Genomic DNA, 13,384 nt, shown 5'->3' with positions numbered 1-13,384 from the left:
TCCTTTTTGGAATCCTGTGGGATGAAAGCCGTCCGCCGGATAATCCGGCGGACGGCCCATCAGATTGGCTGCGGCCCTTCGGGCCGCGGAGGCGCCGTCACGGCGCCTCCAGTGGCGTATTGCTGCAAGAGGCTTAAGCGTAGCCTACTCGACCGACACCTTGGCGCCGGCGCTCTCGACCTGCTTCTTTATCTTCTCCGCCTCGTCCTTGGAGACGCCTTCCTTCAGGGTCTTGGGCGCGCCTTCGACCAGGTCCTTCGCCTCCTTGAGGCCGAGGCCGGTGATGGCCCTTACTTCCTTGATGACCTTTATCTTCTCGGCCCCGGCGTCCTTCAGGACCACGTTGAACTCGGTCTTCTCTGCGGCTGCGGGGGCGGCGCCGGCTGCGGGGGCGGCGGCAGCCACGGCCACTGGCGCGGCAGCGGAAACGCCGAACTTCTCCTCGAGCTCCTTTACAAGCTCGGAAAGCTCGAGAACGGTCATGTTCTCGATGTACTTTATAACGTCTTCTCTCTTCAGGTCGGCCATCGTAAATCCCTCCTCAAACAGGTTATTCTATAATTTTTTGTAAGCTGGTTAAAGGTTAAGCCGCTCCCGCCTCGGCGGCCTTCTTCTCCTTCACGGCATTGAGCGCGTAAAGGAGCTTTTTCGGGACCGCGCTCAGGACCACGGCTATTCCGGTGACCGGGGACTTCATGGAACCGAGCATCTTACCGAGGAGCACTTCCCTCGACGGGAGCTCCGAGAGGCCCCTTATGTCCGCGATGCTGAGTACCCTGGCGCCGAGGGTGCCTGTCTTCAACTTGAGCTTCGGCTGGGTCTTGGTGAACTCCACGAGCGCCTTGGCCGCCGCTGCCGGGTCCTTGAAGCTGAACGCGATGGCGGTCGGCCCCTTGAGGTCCGCTGCCATGCCCTCGATTTCGGTGCCCTGGACGGCGCGCCTGGCGAGCGTGTTCCTTACGACCCTGAACTCCATCGAGGCGTCCCTCAGGGCCTTCCTGAACTCGTTCATCTCCAAAGCCTTTATGCCCTGGTACTCGGCTATGAAGGTCGCGTTCGCCTTCCTGAAGCTCTCCTGGACTTCTTCAACGATCCTGGTCTTCTCAGTCCTGTCCAACTCTTTCCTCCTTTCTGTCTTTTTGCGATCAAAAGACAGAAGAGTCACAAGGCAAAAATAAAGCCGGCGCGAAGGAATACGTCTCCCTCGCACCGCGGGACCCCATGATCGGGCCCACGATTCCGCGCCTATGGCCTCGGTAGGATTTTTAAGCCTGAGCCCCTACTGTCTTTGACCGCTATGTTTGGTGAAAAAGCGCCCGGGGCTGAACGCCCCGGCCCGCCTGGTGCTCACGTCAAAACTACTTAAAGAGGTTCCTTACCTCGACAGGGTTGAGCCTGATGCTCGGGCCCATGGTCGTGGAGAGGAAAAGGCTCCTCAAATAAGTGCCCTTGCTCGCCGCGGGCTTTGCCTTTACGATGGCCTCCATGAGCGCGAGGAAGTTCTCCTTGAGCTTAACGGCGCCGAAGGAAGCCTTCCCGACCGGCACGTGGATGTTCCCGGCCTTGTCCACCCTGAACTCGACCTTTCCGGCCTTGAGGTCGGAAACCGCCTTTTTGACCTCGAATGTAACGGTGCCGAGCTTGGGGTTCGGCATGAGCCCCCTGGGGCCCAGCACCTTTCCGAGCTTTCCGACCGCGCCCATTATGTCAGGAGTCGCCACAATCGCGTCGAAGTCCAGCCAGCCCTTGGATACCTTCTCAAGGAGGTCCTCGGCGCCGACGTAATCGGCCCCGGCCTCCTGGGCCTCAACGGCCTTCTCGCCCTTGGCGAAGACCAGCACACGGACGGTCTTCCCTATGCCGTGCGGTAGGACGACAGTGCCCCTCACCATCTGGTCAGGGTGCTTGGGGTCGACCCCGAGCCTGCCCGAGACCTCGACCGTCTCGTCGAACTTTGCGCATATGGTCTCGGGGACCAGCGTGAAACCCTCTTCTAATTCGTAAGCCTTATCGGCATCTACCTTCGCCTTGGCTGCCTCGTATCTCTTTCCCATCGCTCTAACCCTCCACCGTGATGCCCATGCTCCGCGCGGTGCCCTCGACGGTCTTTATCGCCGCTTCGAGGCTCCCTGCCGTCAGGTCCGGCATCTTGAGCTTGGCTATGTCCTCTACCTGCTTCTTCGTTACCTTGGCCACCTTCGTCTTGTTGGGCTCCTTCGAGCCCTTCTCGACGCCTGCGGCCTTCAAAAGCAGCACGGAAGCTGGGGGGGTCTTGGTTATGAACGAGAACGACCTGTCGGAGTATACGGTTATGACCACCGGTATGATCATACCGTCCTGGGCCTGGGTCCTGGCGTTGAACGTCTTGCAGAACTCCATTATGTTGACGCCGTGCTGGCCGAGCGCCGGGCCGACCGGGGGCGAAGGGTTCGCCTTGCCGGCAGGTATCTGGAGCTTTACCTGTCCTGTTACCTTTTTTGCCATCTCTTCCTCTCGCTATTCCGGACCGTGCAATCGGCTTTTCAGGCCTCCGGTCGCGTCATCACCGCGTCTTCCAGCCGGTGTGGTTGAATCCTCTTTTATCGCGTCTCCACCAGAGTCGCCCGCTTTGGATGAAACCGTTCAGTTACCAAACCGGCCCCGGTCAGGACTTCTCGACCTGTACGAAATCCAGCTCGACAGGGGTGGCCCTGCCGAATATGCTCACCAGAACGCGTAGCTTCCCTTTGTCGGGCTTCACTTCCTCCACGACACCAGTGAAGTTGGTGAACGGGCCGTCGATGACCCTCACGTTCTCGCCCCTTTCGAAGCTCACCTTGGGCTTCGGCTTTACGGCGCCCTCTTCCATCTGGCGGGTAATCTTGTGGACCTCCTCCTCGGAGATGGTCGGAGGCGTCTCCTGCCCGCCCACGAACCCGGTCACCTTGGGAATGCCCTTGACGAGATGCCAGGTCTCGTCGTTAAGCTCCATATTGATGAGGATGTAGCCGGGGAAGAACTTGCGCGAAGTGGTCCTTTTCTGGCCCTTTACCATGTCCACTACCTTTTCGGAAGGGACAAGCACCTCTCCGAAAAGCTCTTCCCTGCCGGAGGTCTTTATCTTCTCCTCCAGCGCGGCCTTTACCTTGTTCTCATACCCGGAATAGGTATGGACTACGTACCACTTTCTCCCCATCTACACCCTCTTGGCAGGCTGCTGAAAAAACCCGGTCTGCCGCATCTTGAGCTTTTTTGAGCAGCCTGAATGTGATCTTGAGTTTTCTGCCTTTATTTCAATATCAGGCCGACCAGTTTCGCGAAAGCCATGTCCACCAGGCCGAGGAACAAAGCGAGGATGAACGTGACCGCGAGCACCACCCAGGTGGAGGTCATGGTCTGCTGCCTCGTGGGCCAGGTTACCTTCTTTATTTCCTGCCTGGCTTCGGCCAGAAACTCTTTAGCCTTGTCTATCTTTTCCATCAAGCCCGTTCTCTTTCCCCTGCCCGGAAAAAATGGCAGGGCAGGAGGGATTCGAACCCCCAACATGCGGTTTTGGAGACCGCCGCTCTACCGTTGGAGCTACTGCCCTGTCGCCCGGTTGTATATTCAAGCCCCCGGCTGAGATGCCGGAGGCGTGGCAAGGCCCTGCCGGGATTCCCCGGCCATGAAAACTACTTTGTCTCCCTGTGCACCGTGTGCTTCTGGCAGAACTTGCAGAATTTCTTGAGCTCAAGCCTGTCGGGCGTGGTCTTCTTGTTCTTGGTAGTCGAATAATTCCTGCGCTTGCACTCGGTGCAGGCCAGGGTTATTATGTCCCTCATCTCATCCTCCGCGGCACGCGATGGCCCGCCAATTTACTGGTGCCTCTAAAAAATTTGATATTTTTCCCGAGGTCGAGGCAGGGTGGAATTGAAAAGCGCAGCATATATGTAAATATGTGAGCATTTTCAAATCCACCCTAACGAAGAGATCGGGGAAAAGAGCAATTTTTAGCAGCGCCAAATGTTATTCGGTTATCTTGGTGACTACGCCCGCTCCGACCGTCCTTCCGCCCTCGCGGATCGCGAACCTCAAGCCCTCTTCCATCGCTATCGGCGTTATGAGCGCCACGTCTATGCTTATGTTGTCTCCGGGCATGACCATCTCCGTGCCCTCGGGAAGGGTCACGATGCCAGTGACGTCCGTCGTCCTGAAGTAGAACTGCGGCCTGTAGCCGTTGAAGAACGGCGTGTGGCGGCCTCCCTCCTCCTTCGTGAGGATGTAGACCTCGCCCTTGAACTTCGTGTGCGGAGTCACAGACCCGGGCTTCGCCAGCACCTGGCCCCTCTCAACCTCTTCCTTCTTCGTGCCCCTCAAGAGCGCCCCGATGTTGTCGCCGGCGCGCCCCTCGTCCAGGAGCTTCCTGAACATCTCGACTCCCGTAACGGTAGTCTTCGTCGTCGGACGAAGCCCTATTATCTCGATCTCCTCGCCTACCTTTACAATGCCCCTCTCGACCCTGCCCGTCACCACGGTGCCGCGCCCGGATATCGAAAAGACGTCCTCGACAGGCATCAGGAAAGGCTTGTCCACTTCCCGCTTGGGCTCCGGTATATAGGTGTCCAGCGCCTCGGTAAGCTCGTGTATCGCCCCGCACCACTGGCATTCCTTCTTGCCGCACCCGCACTCCAGTATCTTAAGGGCGCTCCCCTTTATTACCGGGATCTCGTCACCCGGGAACTTGTACTGGTTCAGAAGCTCCCTCACCTCGAGCTCCACAAGGTCCAGAAGCTCCTTGTCGTCTACCATGTCAACCTTGTTAAGGAATACGACTATGTAGGGAACCCCAACCTGCCTCGCAAGGAGTATATGCTCCCTCGTCTGCGGCATCGGGCCGTCAGCCGCGGAGACCACCATTATCGCGCCGTCCATCTGCGCCGCGCCCGTTATCATGTTCTTTATGTAGTCCGCGTGGCCCGGGCAGTCTATGTGCGCGTAGTGCCTCTTGTCCGTCTGGTACTCGACGTGGGATATGGAGATCGTTACTCCCCTCTCCCTCTCCTCGGGCGCCTTGTCTATGTTCTCGTACGCAAGAAACTCCGCGTACCCCTTCGAGCTAAGGACCTTGGTTATCGCCGCGGTAAGCGAGGTCTTCCCGTGGTCAACGTGGCCTATCGTGCCTACGTTAAGGTGCGCCTTGCCTCTCTCGAATTTAGCCTTGCTCATTTTTTCCTCCAGGCAGAATATATTTTGATTTCGGGTCAGTTGGAGCCCATGAGCGGGATTGAACCGCTGACCTCTTCCTTACCAAGGAAGTGCTCTACCAACTGAGCTACATGGGCGTATAGATTTCAGGTTCCGGTTGCGCTCCGGCGCAGTCGCCGTTATATTTAAATGGAGCGGGTGATGGGAATCGAACCCACGCATCCAGCTTGGAAGGCTGGAGTTCTACCATTGAACTACACCCGCGCGAAATCCTGATATAATGGTGGAGAGGGGAGGATTCGAACCTCCGAAGGCTGAGCCAGCAGATTTACAGTCTGCCCCCTTTGGCCGCTCGGGAACCTCTCCATTGCCAAGCTGTATGAAACTTCCTGTACCGGCTCGCCATTCAGGAAACGGGTTCAAGCCGCCCGCCCGCTGACCGCAGGGCGGGATACCTTGCTATTCGCTCGCCCGGCCCGACGAGGGCTCGGATGCGCCCGGCTTACGATCGGGCCTGGTTCGTTCAAAGGTCGAGTTCGACTCCTGGAGAATGGGACCAGGCGAGATGACCAGCCACTTAAATCCTCCGGACATTGCCAGGCCGGTAAAGACCGCCGAATCTCAACTGGAGCTGGCGATGGGATTCGAACCCGCAACCTGCTGATTACAAATCAGCTGCTCTACCGTTGAGCTACGCCAGCGTGAAAACTGGAGAAAGCACAAAACCGGAAAAAAGGCGTACCACGCCTCTCCTGACGGCGAAAACAGAATTTTAATATATAAAACACAACCTCTGCCTTGTCAAGGGCTTTTTTTCCGGCGGGCTAAGAGAAAAAACAGGCCAATCGGAGATGCTGCTGCGTCCGCGCGATAGAGTCGCGCAAGGCAACCTCTAAAAACTAGAGATTTTCCACGCAATCAAGGAAGGCCGGGAATAAAAAGCGGAGCATATTATGATAATATGTGAGCATTTTTATTCCCGGCCTGACACAGAGTCCGGGGAAAAGACTCAATTTTTAGAGGTTGCCACAATTTATAAGTATATCATAACCTGCCGCAAGTGCGCCTACTATTTTCCATGCGCCTCAAGGCAGGGATGCCGGCATACCATAATGACAGCGGCTACTCCCCGCAAATGGCCCGAAATACTACTTTTTCAAACCCTTGCCGGCAAAGGCTTGAAGGTACGCCTCTATGAACTGGTCAAGCGCGCCGTCTAGCACCGGGTCTATGTTCCCGGTCTCGTAGCCGGTCCTGTGGTCCTTTATGAGCCTGTATGGCTGCATGACGTATGACCTTATCTGGCTTCCCCAGGCGATCTCGCGCTTCTCCTTCGTAAACTCCTGCATCTTCTCTTCCTGCTCCTTCTGCTTAAGCTCATATAGCCTGGAGCGGAGAAGCTTCATCGCAACGGCCCTGTTCTTGTGCTGGCTCCTTTCGTTCTGGCACTGGACGATTATCCCGGTCGGGACGTGGGTTATCCTCACGGCCGAATCGGTCTTGTTGACGTGCTGCCCGCCGGCGCCGCTTGCGCGGAAGGTGTCGACCTTCAAATCAGCCTCGTTCACCTCGACCTCGACGTCCTCCTCGATCTCGGGATACACGAACACCGAGGCGAAAGACGTGTGCCTCCTCTTGTTGGCGTCGAAGGGGGAAATCCGCACGAGCCTGTGCACGCCGCCCTCTGCCTTCGCGTACCCGTAAGCGTACTCGCCGGAGACGGTGAATGTGACGCTCTTAATCCCAGCCTCGTCGCCCGGCTGGTAGTCGAGCACCTCTGTAGCGTAGCCCCTGGACTCGGCCCACCGGAGATACATCCGTAAGAGGATCTCCGCCCAGTCCTGCGCCTCTGTGCCGCCCGCGCCGGGATGTATGGAGACGATGGCGTTCGAGCGGTCGTGCTCGCCCGAGAGCATCCTCTGGACCTCGGCCTTCCTTATGGCCTCGCTCGCCTCCTTGAGCTTCTCCCCGGACTCCCTGGCCACGGAGTCGTCATGCGCCTCGTCCGCGAGCTCGAGAAGGACCTCGGCCTCTTCGACCAAAGCGCCTATCCTGCCGATGACGTCCAGCCCCGAGGTTAGCTGGGCCTTCCTCTTCGTGAGCTTCTGCGCCTCTTCAGGGTCGGCCCACACCGCGGGGTCCGAAAGCCTTGCATCGAGTTCCTTCAGTTCATCAGCCCTGGAAGCCTGGTCAAAGATAGCTCCTTAGCTCGTTATACCTCTCCCGCACCCCGTGCAGGTCTTCCTTGAGCTCCTCGAACATTGTTCATTTCCTCCTTCTTAAACTTGTTCCGGTGAAGACACCGGCGATTATCGAGCAGCCCCACGCGAAGAGGTCGCCGTAAGCCGTATAAAATGTCGGCGCGCCGGAGCGCATCCGCACCTCGTCCACAAGGACGGTCCTCTCAAAAAGGCCCGTCGCCTCCCTCACCCTGCCGTTAGGGTCTATGAACCCGCTTATGCCGGTGTTGGCCGAGCGGACGAGGAACGACCTGTTCTCCACGGCCCTCAATACAGACATCTGGAAGTGCTGGTACGGGGCCGACGTATGCCCGAACCACGCGTCGTTCGTCAGGTTGACGAGCACTGTAGCCCCGGCCTTTACCTGCCCCCTGGCTATCTCGGGGAATATGGACTCGAAGCAGACGAGCACCCCTATGCCGCCCCCCTCGAACGGTATCGGAAGAGGCCCGGGCCCCTCCGTGAAATCGCCTACGCCTGCCGTGAGCTTCTTGACCGGCAATATGCCCCGGAGCGGAACATATTCGCCGAACGGCACTAAGTGCGACTTGTCATATCTCCCGACGGTTTCGCCCACGGCATTCAGGAGAAAGGCGCTGTTAAAGTACTGTACCGAATTCGAGACCGGATTATAAGTGTAAGAGGGGGCCCCGGTCAATACGTACGACCCCGTTTTCCTCGCAAGCTCCCCAACCGGGCCCTTCTCTATCTGGTCCGGCTCATAGTAGTAGGGGATGGCGGTCTCCGGCCATACGACAAGGTGCGCCAACCGGTCCGAGGCGAGCGAGGTAAGCCCCCTGTATATGTCTATCGTGCTCTCCTGGTACCTGCCGTCCCATTTGACCGACTGGTCTATTGAGCCCTGCGCTATCCCGACCTTTATGCCGCTCCACCTCCGCACTTCCCCGTCAACCGCCTTCATCCGGACAAAGCCGTACGACGCCATCGAGAGGACGAGCGCTGCCGCAACGGCAGCCGGAAGCAAGGGCGGCATCCCCTCCTCTTTACGGAGGAGATGCCCGGCAACTGAAGCCAGCGCCGCGTTCACCGCGACCACCGCGAACGAGACCCCCCATACCCCGGTAGTGTCGGCCACCTGTATGAGCGGCAGATACCCGGCCTGCGTATATCCCGCGAGCACCCAGGGGAAGCCGGTAAAGAGGTGCCCCCTCAGGAACTCGAGCGCGACCCAGGCGGAAGGGAGGACGAGGAGCCTTCCGATATTATCGAGCCTGGACGCGAGCGAGAAGACGAAGCCGAAGGCGCCCCAGAAAAGGCTCAGGTACAGGACCAGCAGGAGCATGACACCGATACTGGCGGCAATAGGCACTCCACCGAAGTTATGCATCGAGTGGACGACCCAGTACACGGAGCCGAGATGGAAAGCGAAGCCGGATGCGAAGGCGAGCGAAAAACCCCTCAGCCGCCCCTCTCCTTCGAGCGCTATCAAGAGCGGGACGAGCGCGAACCACGCAAGAAAGCCCAGCCCGAAGGGCGGGAACGCGAGCACAAGGGCCACGCCCGAAACCGCTGCAAGGATGAGCTTTTTCATTGCAGAGTCATGAAGAATATCCTGAAGACGAGGAGCGTCAGGCCGAACCCCAGGAGGCCCCCCAGGAATATCTCGAGCTTCGAGTGTATGCCGCCCAGGAGCCTCGAATGGCTCACCATGAAAGCGAGCGCAAAGGCGAGTATCGCCACCGTCGGGTCGAGCGTAAGCACGGTTATGCTGGTGAAGATGGAGAACGCGACCGCCGCGTGCCCGCTCGGCATCCCGCCGTGGAGCGGCCTCCCCCTCCGAGTGAGCGCCTTCAGGCACACGACCGATATGAGGACAAGGAGGAGCGATATTACGGCTATGTGCACGGAGAAGGCCCGCGCCTCGCGTATGGCCACGCCGATGGGCTCGTGAAGGTACTTGGAGAATATCGTGTAGACCATGACCGCTACCCCGACCGAGGCTATGAGCACGGCCCCGGCAGCCACGTCCTTGGCGTTCTTGGCGGTCATGTGGTGCTTCTCCTCGACCAGGTTGACTATCTCCTCCAGGGCGGTGTTGACCATCTCCGCGAAAAGGAGAAAGAGGACCGCCATTGTGAAGAGGACGAACTCGGTCATCGGGAGCTCGAGGAAAAGGCTTGTGAAGAGCGCGGCTGCGGCGATGAGGTAATGATACCTTATGTGCTTCTGGGTCTTGAAGGCGTAGATTACGCCCTCGATGGCGTAGTTCAGGCTCTCGAACCAGTTCTTCGGCCTTGTGACCTCTTTTCTGTCCATTTGACTATTTTAGCCCAAGAGGCCGGCAAAATAAAGAAGACCCATGGCCGCCGCCATCATGAGGGAGACGACCGCGGCGGCCTCGAGGCGCTTCAACCCATGGACGCCCTCGAGGACTATGACGTTCACCGGTATGCCCCATATGCCGATAAAGGAGCCGACGACTGGGATGGCCTGAGCCCAGCTTACGATCGAAGCCAGTGCCGCGGCCCTGTAATAGGACTGGAACGAGGCTTTGCCGCCGAAAAGCCTCGCAACGGCGTGGAATACGGATATGAACAGAGAGAAGACCAGGATATTGAGTACCGGCGCGAGGAAGAGGAAAAAAACGGCCTCCACCGGCGAGCTTGCGCCGCCCTGCAATATCGCCCCTATGGCCACGGCCAGGCCGCCTATTGCCAGGACCAGTATCCCGGGGATCAGGGCCGCCTCGTCCGAGCCGGCTTCCCTGGCCGCTTCCTTCCTGAGCTTTACGATCTCTATCGCTTTCAGCAGGTACTTCCTGAAATCCCCCCAGACCTTCATCCTTATCAATAAAGCCCCTTTTCCCTGAGAAGGCGCATGAGCGTCTCCTCGTTCTCCTTCATCTTCCTGGCCTGCCTGCCGCCCTTTACATGGTCGTGGCCCGCAAGGTGCAATATACCATGAACGAGGAGCCTTGCAAGCTCTTCGTCCTCGCTTACCCCAAATTCGGCGGCCTGCGCGCCGGCCCGCTCCATCGATATGGCGATATCTCCAAGGAGCGAGGGGTCTTCCATCGGGAAACTCAGCACGTCGGTGGGCTTGTCCTTGCCCCTGAACCTCAAGTTAAGCTCCCTTATGCCTGCGTCGTCCGTCAAAAGGACCGAAAGCTCGCGGTCCTTATACCCCAAGCCTTCTAAGGCGGTCTCTGCCATCCTTTTTGCCGTCGTCCGCCGCTTTTTTCCCTGCACCAGGACCTTCAATGCCTTTCTCCTTCAAGATGTCGACCGGCTCCGGGTACTCGATCCTCTGGTGGTACATCCCGACAAAGACCCTGTTGAAACTCTTCGTTATTGCGTTTAGGTCCTTGAGCGTCAGCTCACATTCATCCAGCTGCCCGTCGGAGAATATCCTGTTCACTATCTTCTGGGTAAGCCACTGTATCCTGTCCGGGCTGGGGTCGGGCAGGGTCTTGCTCGCGGCCTCGATGGCGTCGGCCAGCATTATGATGCCGGCCTCCTTGGTCTGCGGCTTGGGCCCCGGGTAGCGGTAGTCGCCTTCCTTGACCTCCGAGTCCCCTTCCATGGCCTTTGCCTTCTGGTAGAAATACGTTATTACGGCGCTCCCGTGGTGCTGGCTTATTATGTCGGTTATCTCTGCGCCGAGCCTGTATTTCCCGGCAAGGTCCGCCCCTTCCTTTACGTGGCTCGACAGTATGAGGGCGCTCATGGAAGGGCTGAGCTTGTCATGCCTGCTCTCGCCCGAAGTGTTCTCTATGAAATACTGCGGCATCCTGAGCTTGCCGATGTCATGGTAATAGGCGGCGACGCGGGCAAGCAGCGGATTTGCGTTTATCGACTCCGCGGCGGCCTCGGCCAGGGTGCCGATCATAAGGGAGTGGTGGTACGTGCCGGGGGCCTTTATGGCGAGCTCCTTAAGGAGCGGGTGCTCCATCCTGGAGAGCTCAAGGAGCCTGATGTTAGTCGTGTACTGGAAGACCGCTTCCAGGAGCGGGGCGATGCCTATGGCCAGGACCGAGGCCAGGAGGCCGTTAAGGAGCCCGGTGAATACGAGCTGCACCGGCCCGCCGAACGCTCCGCCCTTCAAAGCGGAGATGCAGAGGAGGACGGCGGCATTTACTATGCCGAGCACGAAACCGGCCTTGATGACTATCGACCTGTGAGTGCAGTGCCTTACGCCAGCCGCCCCGGTTACTCCGCCCGCAAAGGCGAAGGCCGCCATCTCGACCCCGCCCATGAAGAACCCGGTGATTATCGAGCTTACGGCAGCGAAGACGTAGGCGGTCTCGGAATTGAGGAGAAGCCTTACGAGCATCGGGCCTATGGCGACCGGGACCACGTACCTGTAGGCCGAAGCTGAACCGGGGAGGAGGTCGGTCATGACCAGGGCGACGGTATCGGAGAGGTTTATGATGACGAGTACGCCGGAAAGGACCGTAGCCTGAAGAAGGATGTCCTTGGCCGAAGAGGCGAACTTCCTTATGTTCCATCTGGAGAAGTAATAGCTTACGGCAAAGAGGACCGCCGTCAATACGAAAAACCCGATTGCCGGAAGCCCGGTTTTCTCCTTCCTTACGGACTCCTCGATAAGGAGGAGCTTCATGAGGTCGTCTTCGGTAAGGACCTGCCCTTCCCGGACGACAGTCTCTCCTTTTCTCACGACCAGCCCGTCGGCCTTGGCCTCGACCGGCGATTTGATATCCGTGCGGGCGACCTCGCCGGCGGCGTATTCATAGCCGCGGAATGTCAGGTTAGGGAAAAAGAGCACCGTGGCCAGGAGGCTCAAGACCAGCATAAGCCCTATAACCTTGGCCGCGTCCCCGAACTGGCGCGGGTTCTTCCTCGAAGAGACCGGTTCCTGCCTGGACTGCATCAGGCGCCCTCCGCTGCCGCTGCTTTCCTTTTCTGCTCCATCTTCTCGAACGCCTTTACGACCTTCTGCACTATGGGGTGCCTTACCACGTCGGTCTCGGAGAAGGTTGTGAACTCTATCCTTTCCACGCCCTCAAGTATCTTCTGCACCTCCACGAGCCCCGAGGGCTTGGCAAGGGGCAGGTCAATCTGTGTTATGTCGCCGGTTATCACCGCCTTGGAGCCGAAGCCAAGCCTCGTAAGGAACATCTTCATCTGCTCGATCGTGGTATTCTGGGCCTCGTCGAGTATGATGAAGGAGTCGTTCAGGGTCCTGCCCCTCATGAAGGCGAGCGGCGCCACCTCTATCGTTCCCCTTTCAAGGAGCTTCTGCGCCCTCTCGTAATCCATCATGTCGTGGAGCGCGTCATAGAGCGGCCTCAGGTACGGGTCGACCTTGGCCGCGAGGTCGCCGGGCAAAAACCCGAGCTTCTCTCCCGCTTCAACTGCGGGCCTCGTGAGGATTATCCTGTCAACTTCCTTGCTGGTAAGGGCCGCGACAGCCATTGCCATCGCGAGATAGGTCTTGCCTGTGCCGGCAGGCCCTATGCCGAATACTATGTCGTTCTCCCTGATGGCGTCTATGTACTTTTTCTGGGCAACGCTTTTGGGGGCTATCGATTTCTTGCGGTACGAGACGTAGATTGTATCCATGAATACGTTGGCCAGCTTCACGTCTTTGTCGCCAAGGACCATCCTCAGGGCGTAGTCCAGGTCGTGCTGGTAGAGTGGATAGCCCCTGGCCAGGAGATCATAGAGCTCTTTAAGGAGCCTTTCCGCGAGCTCCGCCTTTTCGGGGGTCCCGCTAATCGTCACGAGCGAGCCCCTGCTGTTGATCTCGACCCCGAGCTTCTTCTCGAATCGCCTGAGGCTCTCCCCGCCCTCGCCGAAAAGACGCACGGCAAGGCTGTTGTCCTCGAAGGCGAACTGCTTCTTTACGATACCGTTCTTTTCCAAGCTCATTCTCGTATTTGAATTCAAAACCCCTCCGTAGAGGGGCCGATACAGGGATTATCCCATTTCACATCAGTTTAAAATATTAACATAAATCATGCATTTTTGCAATCAAAGCGTTCCTGTCGCGCCTTGGCC

The 13,384-nt window shown here is 58.3% G+C and carries 15 protein-coding genes and 5 tRNA genes; all 20 read right to left on the bottom strand.

Going from position 1 to position 13,384, the window contains the following annotated elements; translation table 11 throughout:
* Positions 1-144 precede the first annotated feature (144 nt).
* The gene (gene rplL / locus QY316_04705) at positions 145-528 is read right to left on the bottom strand and encodes a 50S ribosomal protein L7/L12 (protein ID WKZ33700.1); all 384 of its coding nucleotides are present in this window, start codon (positions 526-528) and stop codon (positions 145-147) included.
* A gap of 55 nt (positions 529-583) precedes the next feature.
* A complete protein-coding gene (gene rplJ, locus QY316_04700; protein ID WKZ33699.1) occupies positions 584-1,117 on the bottom strand; it encodes a 50S ribosomal protein L10 in 534 nt (177 codons plus the stop codon).
* A 241-nt stretch (positions 1,118-1,358) separates the two neighbouring features.
* On the bottom strand, positions 1,359-2,054 hold the full coding sequence (gene rplA, locus QY316_04695) for a 50S ribosomal protein L1 (protein WKZ33698.1): 696 nt from the start codon (positions 2,052-2,054) through the stop codon (positions 1,359-1,361).
* A 4-nt stretch (positions 2,055-2,058) separates the two neighbouring features.
* A complete protein-coding gene (gene rplK, locus QY316_04690; GenBank protein WKZ33697.1) occupies positions 2,059-2,484 on the bottom strand; it encodes a 50S ribosomal protein L11 in 426 nt (141 codons plus the stop codon).
* A gap of 160 nt (positions 2,485-2,644) precedes the next feature.
* Positions 2,645-3,175 (bottom strand): transcription termination/antitermination protein NusG, encoded by a 531-nt coding sequence (gene nusG, locus QY316_04685; GenBank protein ID WKZ33696.1) that lies wholly within the window; start codon positions 3,173-3,175, stop codon positions 2,645-2,647.
* A gap of 92 nt (positions 3,176-3,267) precedes the next feature.
* Entirely contained in the window at positions 3,268-3,459 is a 192-nt protein-coding gene (gene secE / locus QY316_04680) for a preprotein translocase subunit SecE (protein WKZ33695.1), read from the bottom strand.
* Positions 3,460-3,492: 33 nt separating this feature from the next.
* A tRNA-Trp gene (locus tag QY316_04675) sits at positions 3,493-3,568 on the bottom strand.
* An 82-nt stretch (positions 3,569-3,650) separates the two neighbouring features.
* Positions 3,651-3,800, bottom strand: a complete 150-nt coding sequence (gene rpmG, locus QY316_04670; protein ID WKZ33694.1) for a 50S ribosomal protein L33 — start codon at positions 3,798-3,800, stop codon at positions 3,651-3,653.
* A 184-nt stretch (positions 3,801-3,984) separates the two neighbouring features.
* Entirely contained in the window at positions 3,985-5,184 is a 1,200-nt protein-coding gene (gene tuf / locus QY316_04665; GenBank protein ID WKZ33693.1) for an elongation factor Tu, read from the bottom strand.
* Positions 5,185-5,224: 40 nt separating this feature from the next.
* Positions 5,225-5,300: transfer RNA gene (locus QY316_04660), tRNA-Thr, on the bottom strand.
* 53 nt (positions 5,301-5,353) lie between these two features.
* Positions 5,354-5,427 (bottom strand) — tRNA-Gly (locus QY316_04655).
* Between the two features lie 17 nt (positions 5,428-5,444).
* Positions 5,445-5,529 (bottom strand) — tRNA-Tyr (locus tag QY316_04650).
* Positions 5,530-5,789: 260 nt separating this feature from the next.
* Positions 5,790-5,864 (bottom strand) — tRNA-Thr (locus QY316_04645).
* 447 nt (positions 5,865-6,311) lie between these two features.
* Positions 6,312-7,425, bottom strand: a protein-coding gene (gene prfB, locus QY316_04640) for a peptide chain release factor 2 (GenBank protein WKZ33692.1) whose coding sequence is annotated in 2 segments (ribosomal slippage) — positions 6,312-7,355 and positions 7,357-7,425 — 1,113 coding nt in all. Because the reading frame shifts where the segments join, the coding sequence is not laid out codon by codon here.
* Between the two features lie 3 nt (positions 7,426-7,428).
* Entirely contained in the window at positions 7,429-8,955 is a 1,527-nt protein-coding gene (lnt, locus tag QY316_04635; GenBank protein ID WKZ33691.1) for an apolipoprotein N-acyltransferase, read from the bottom strand.
* The gene (locus QY316_04630; GenBank protein WKZ33690.1) at positions 8,952-9,680 is read right to left on the bottom strand and encodes a diacylglycerol kinase; all 729 of its coding nucleotides are present in this window, start codon (positions 9,678-9,680) and stop codon (positions 8,952-8,954) included. Before QY316_04630 ends, lnt begins: the two co-directional genes overlap by 4 nt.
* 9 nt (positions 9,681-9,689) lie before the next feature.
* Entirely contained in the window at positions 9,690-10,205 is a 516-nt protein-coding gene (locus tag QY316_04625) for a YIP1 family protein (GenBank protein WKZ34078.1), read from the bottom strand.
* Between the two features lie 5 nt (positions 10,206-10,210).
* A complete protein-coding gene (gene ybeY, locus QY316_04620; GenBank protein WKZ33689.1) occupies positions 10,211-10,552 on the bottom strand; it encodes an rRNA maturation RNase YbeY in 342 nt (113 codons plus the stop codon).
* Positions 10,542-12,254, bottom strand: coding sequence for an HDIG domain-containing protein (locus tag QY316_04615; protein ID WKZ33688.1), 1,713 nt, complete (start codon positions 12,252-12,254; stop codon positions 10,542-10,544). The genes ybeY and QY316_04615 overlap by 11 nt, the downstream gene beginning before the upstream one ends.
* Entirely contained in the window at positions 12,254-13,192 is a 939-nt protein-coding gene (locus QY316_04610) for a PhoH family protein (protein WKZ34077.1), read from the bottom strand. The genes QY316_04615 and QY316_04610 overlap by 1 nt, the downstream gene beginning before the upstream one ends.
* Positions 13,193-13,384: the final 192 nt, after the last annotated feature.

The organism is Thermodesulfobacteriota bacterium, assembly GCA_030583865.1.
Lineage (GTDB): Bacteria > Desulfobacterota > GWC2-55-46 > GWC2-55-46 > GWC2-55-46 > UBA5799.
This window is presented reverse-complemented; position numbering and strand designations above follow the sequence as displayed.

Excerpts from the sequence above, each read along its gene's own strand:
- rplK (WKZ33697.1), bottom strand. The coding sequence starts at position 2,484 with ATGGCAAAAAAGGTAACAGGACAGGTAAAGCTCCAGATACCTGCCGGC.
- QY316_04625 (WKZ34078.1), bottom strand. The coding sequence starts at position 10,205 with ATGAAGGTCTGGGGGGATTTCAGGAAGTACCTGCTGAAAGCGATAGAG.
- nusG (WKZ33696.1), bottom strand. The coding sequence starts at position 3,175 with ATGGGGAGAAAGTGGTACGTAGTCCATACCTATTCCGGGTATGAGAAC.
- lnt (WKZ33691.1), bottom strand. The coding sequence starts at position 8,955 with ATGAAAAAGCTCATCCTTGCAGCGGTTTCGGGCGTGGCCCTTGTGCTC.
- tuf (WKZ33693.1), bottom strand. The coding sequence starts at position 5,184 with ATGAGCAAGGCTAAATTCGAGAGAGGCAAGGCGCACCTTAACGTAGGC.
- secE (WKZ33695.1), bottom strand. The coding sequence starts at position 3,459 with ATGGAAAAGATAGACAAGGCTAAAGAGTTTCTGGCCGAAGCCAGGCAG.
- rplA (WKZ33698.1), bottom strand. The coding sequence starts at position 2,054 with ATGGGAAAGAGATACGAGGCAGCCAAGGCGAAGGTAGATGCCGATAAG.
- rplL (WKZ33700.1), bottom strand. The coding sequence starts at position 528 with ATGGCCGACCTGAAGAGAGAAGACGTTATAAAGTACATCGAGAACATG.
- QY316_04630 (WKZ33690.1), bottom strand. The coding sequence starts at position 9,680 with ATGGACAGAAAAGAGGTCACAAGGCCGAAGAACTGGTTCGAGAGCCTG.
- rpmG (WKZ33694.1), bottom strand. The coding sequence starts at position 3,800 with ATGAGGGACATAATAACCCTGGCCTGCACCGAGTGCAAGCGCAGGAAT.
- QY316_04615 (WKZ33688.1), bottom strand. The coding sequence starts at position 12,254 with ATGCAGTCCAGGCAGGAACCGGTCTCTTCGAGGAAGAACCCGCGCCAG.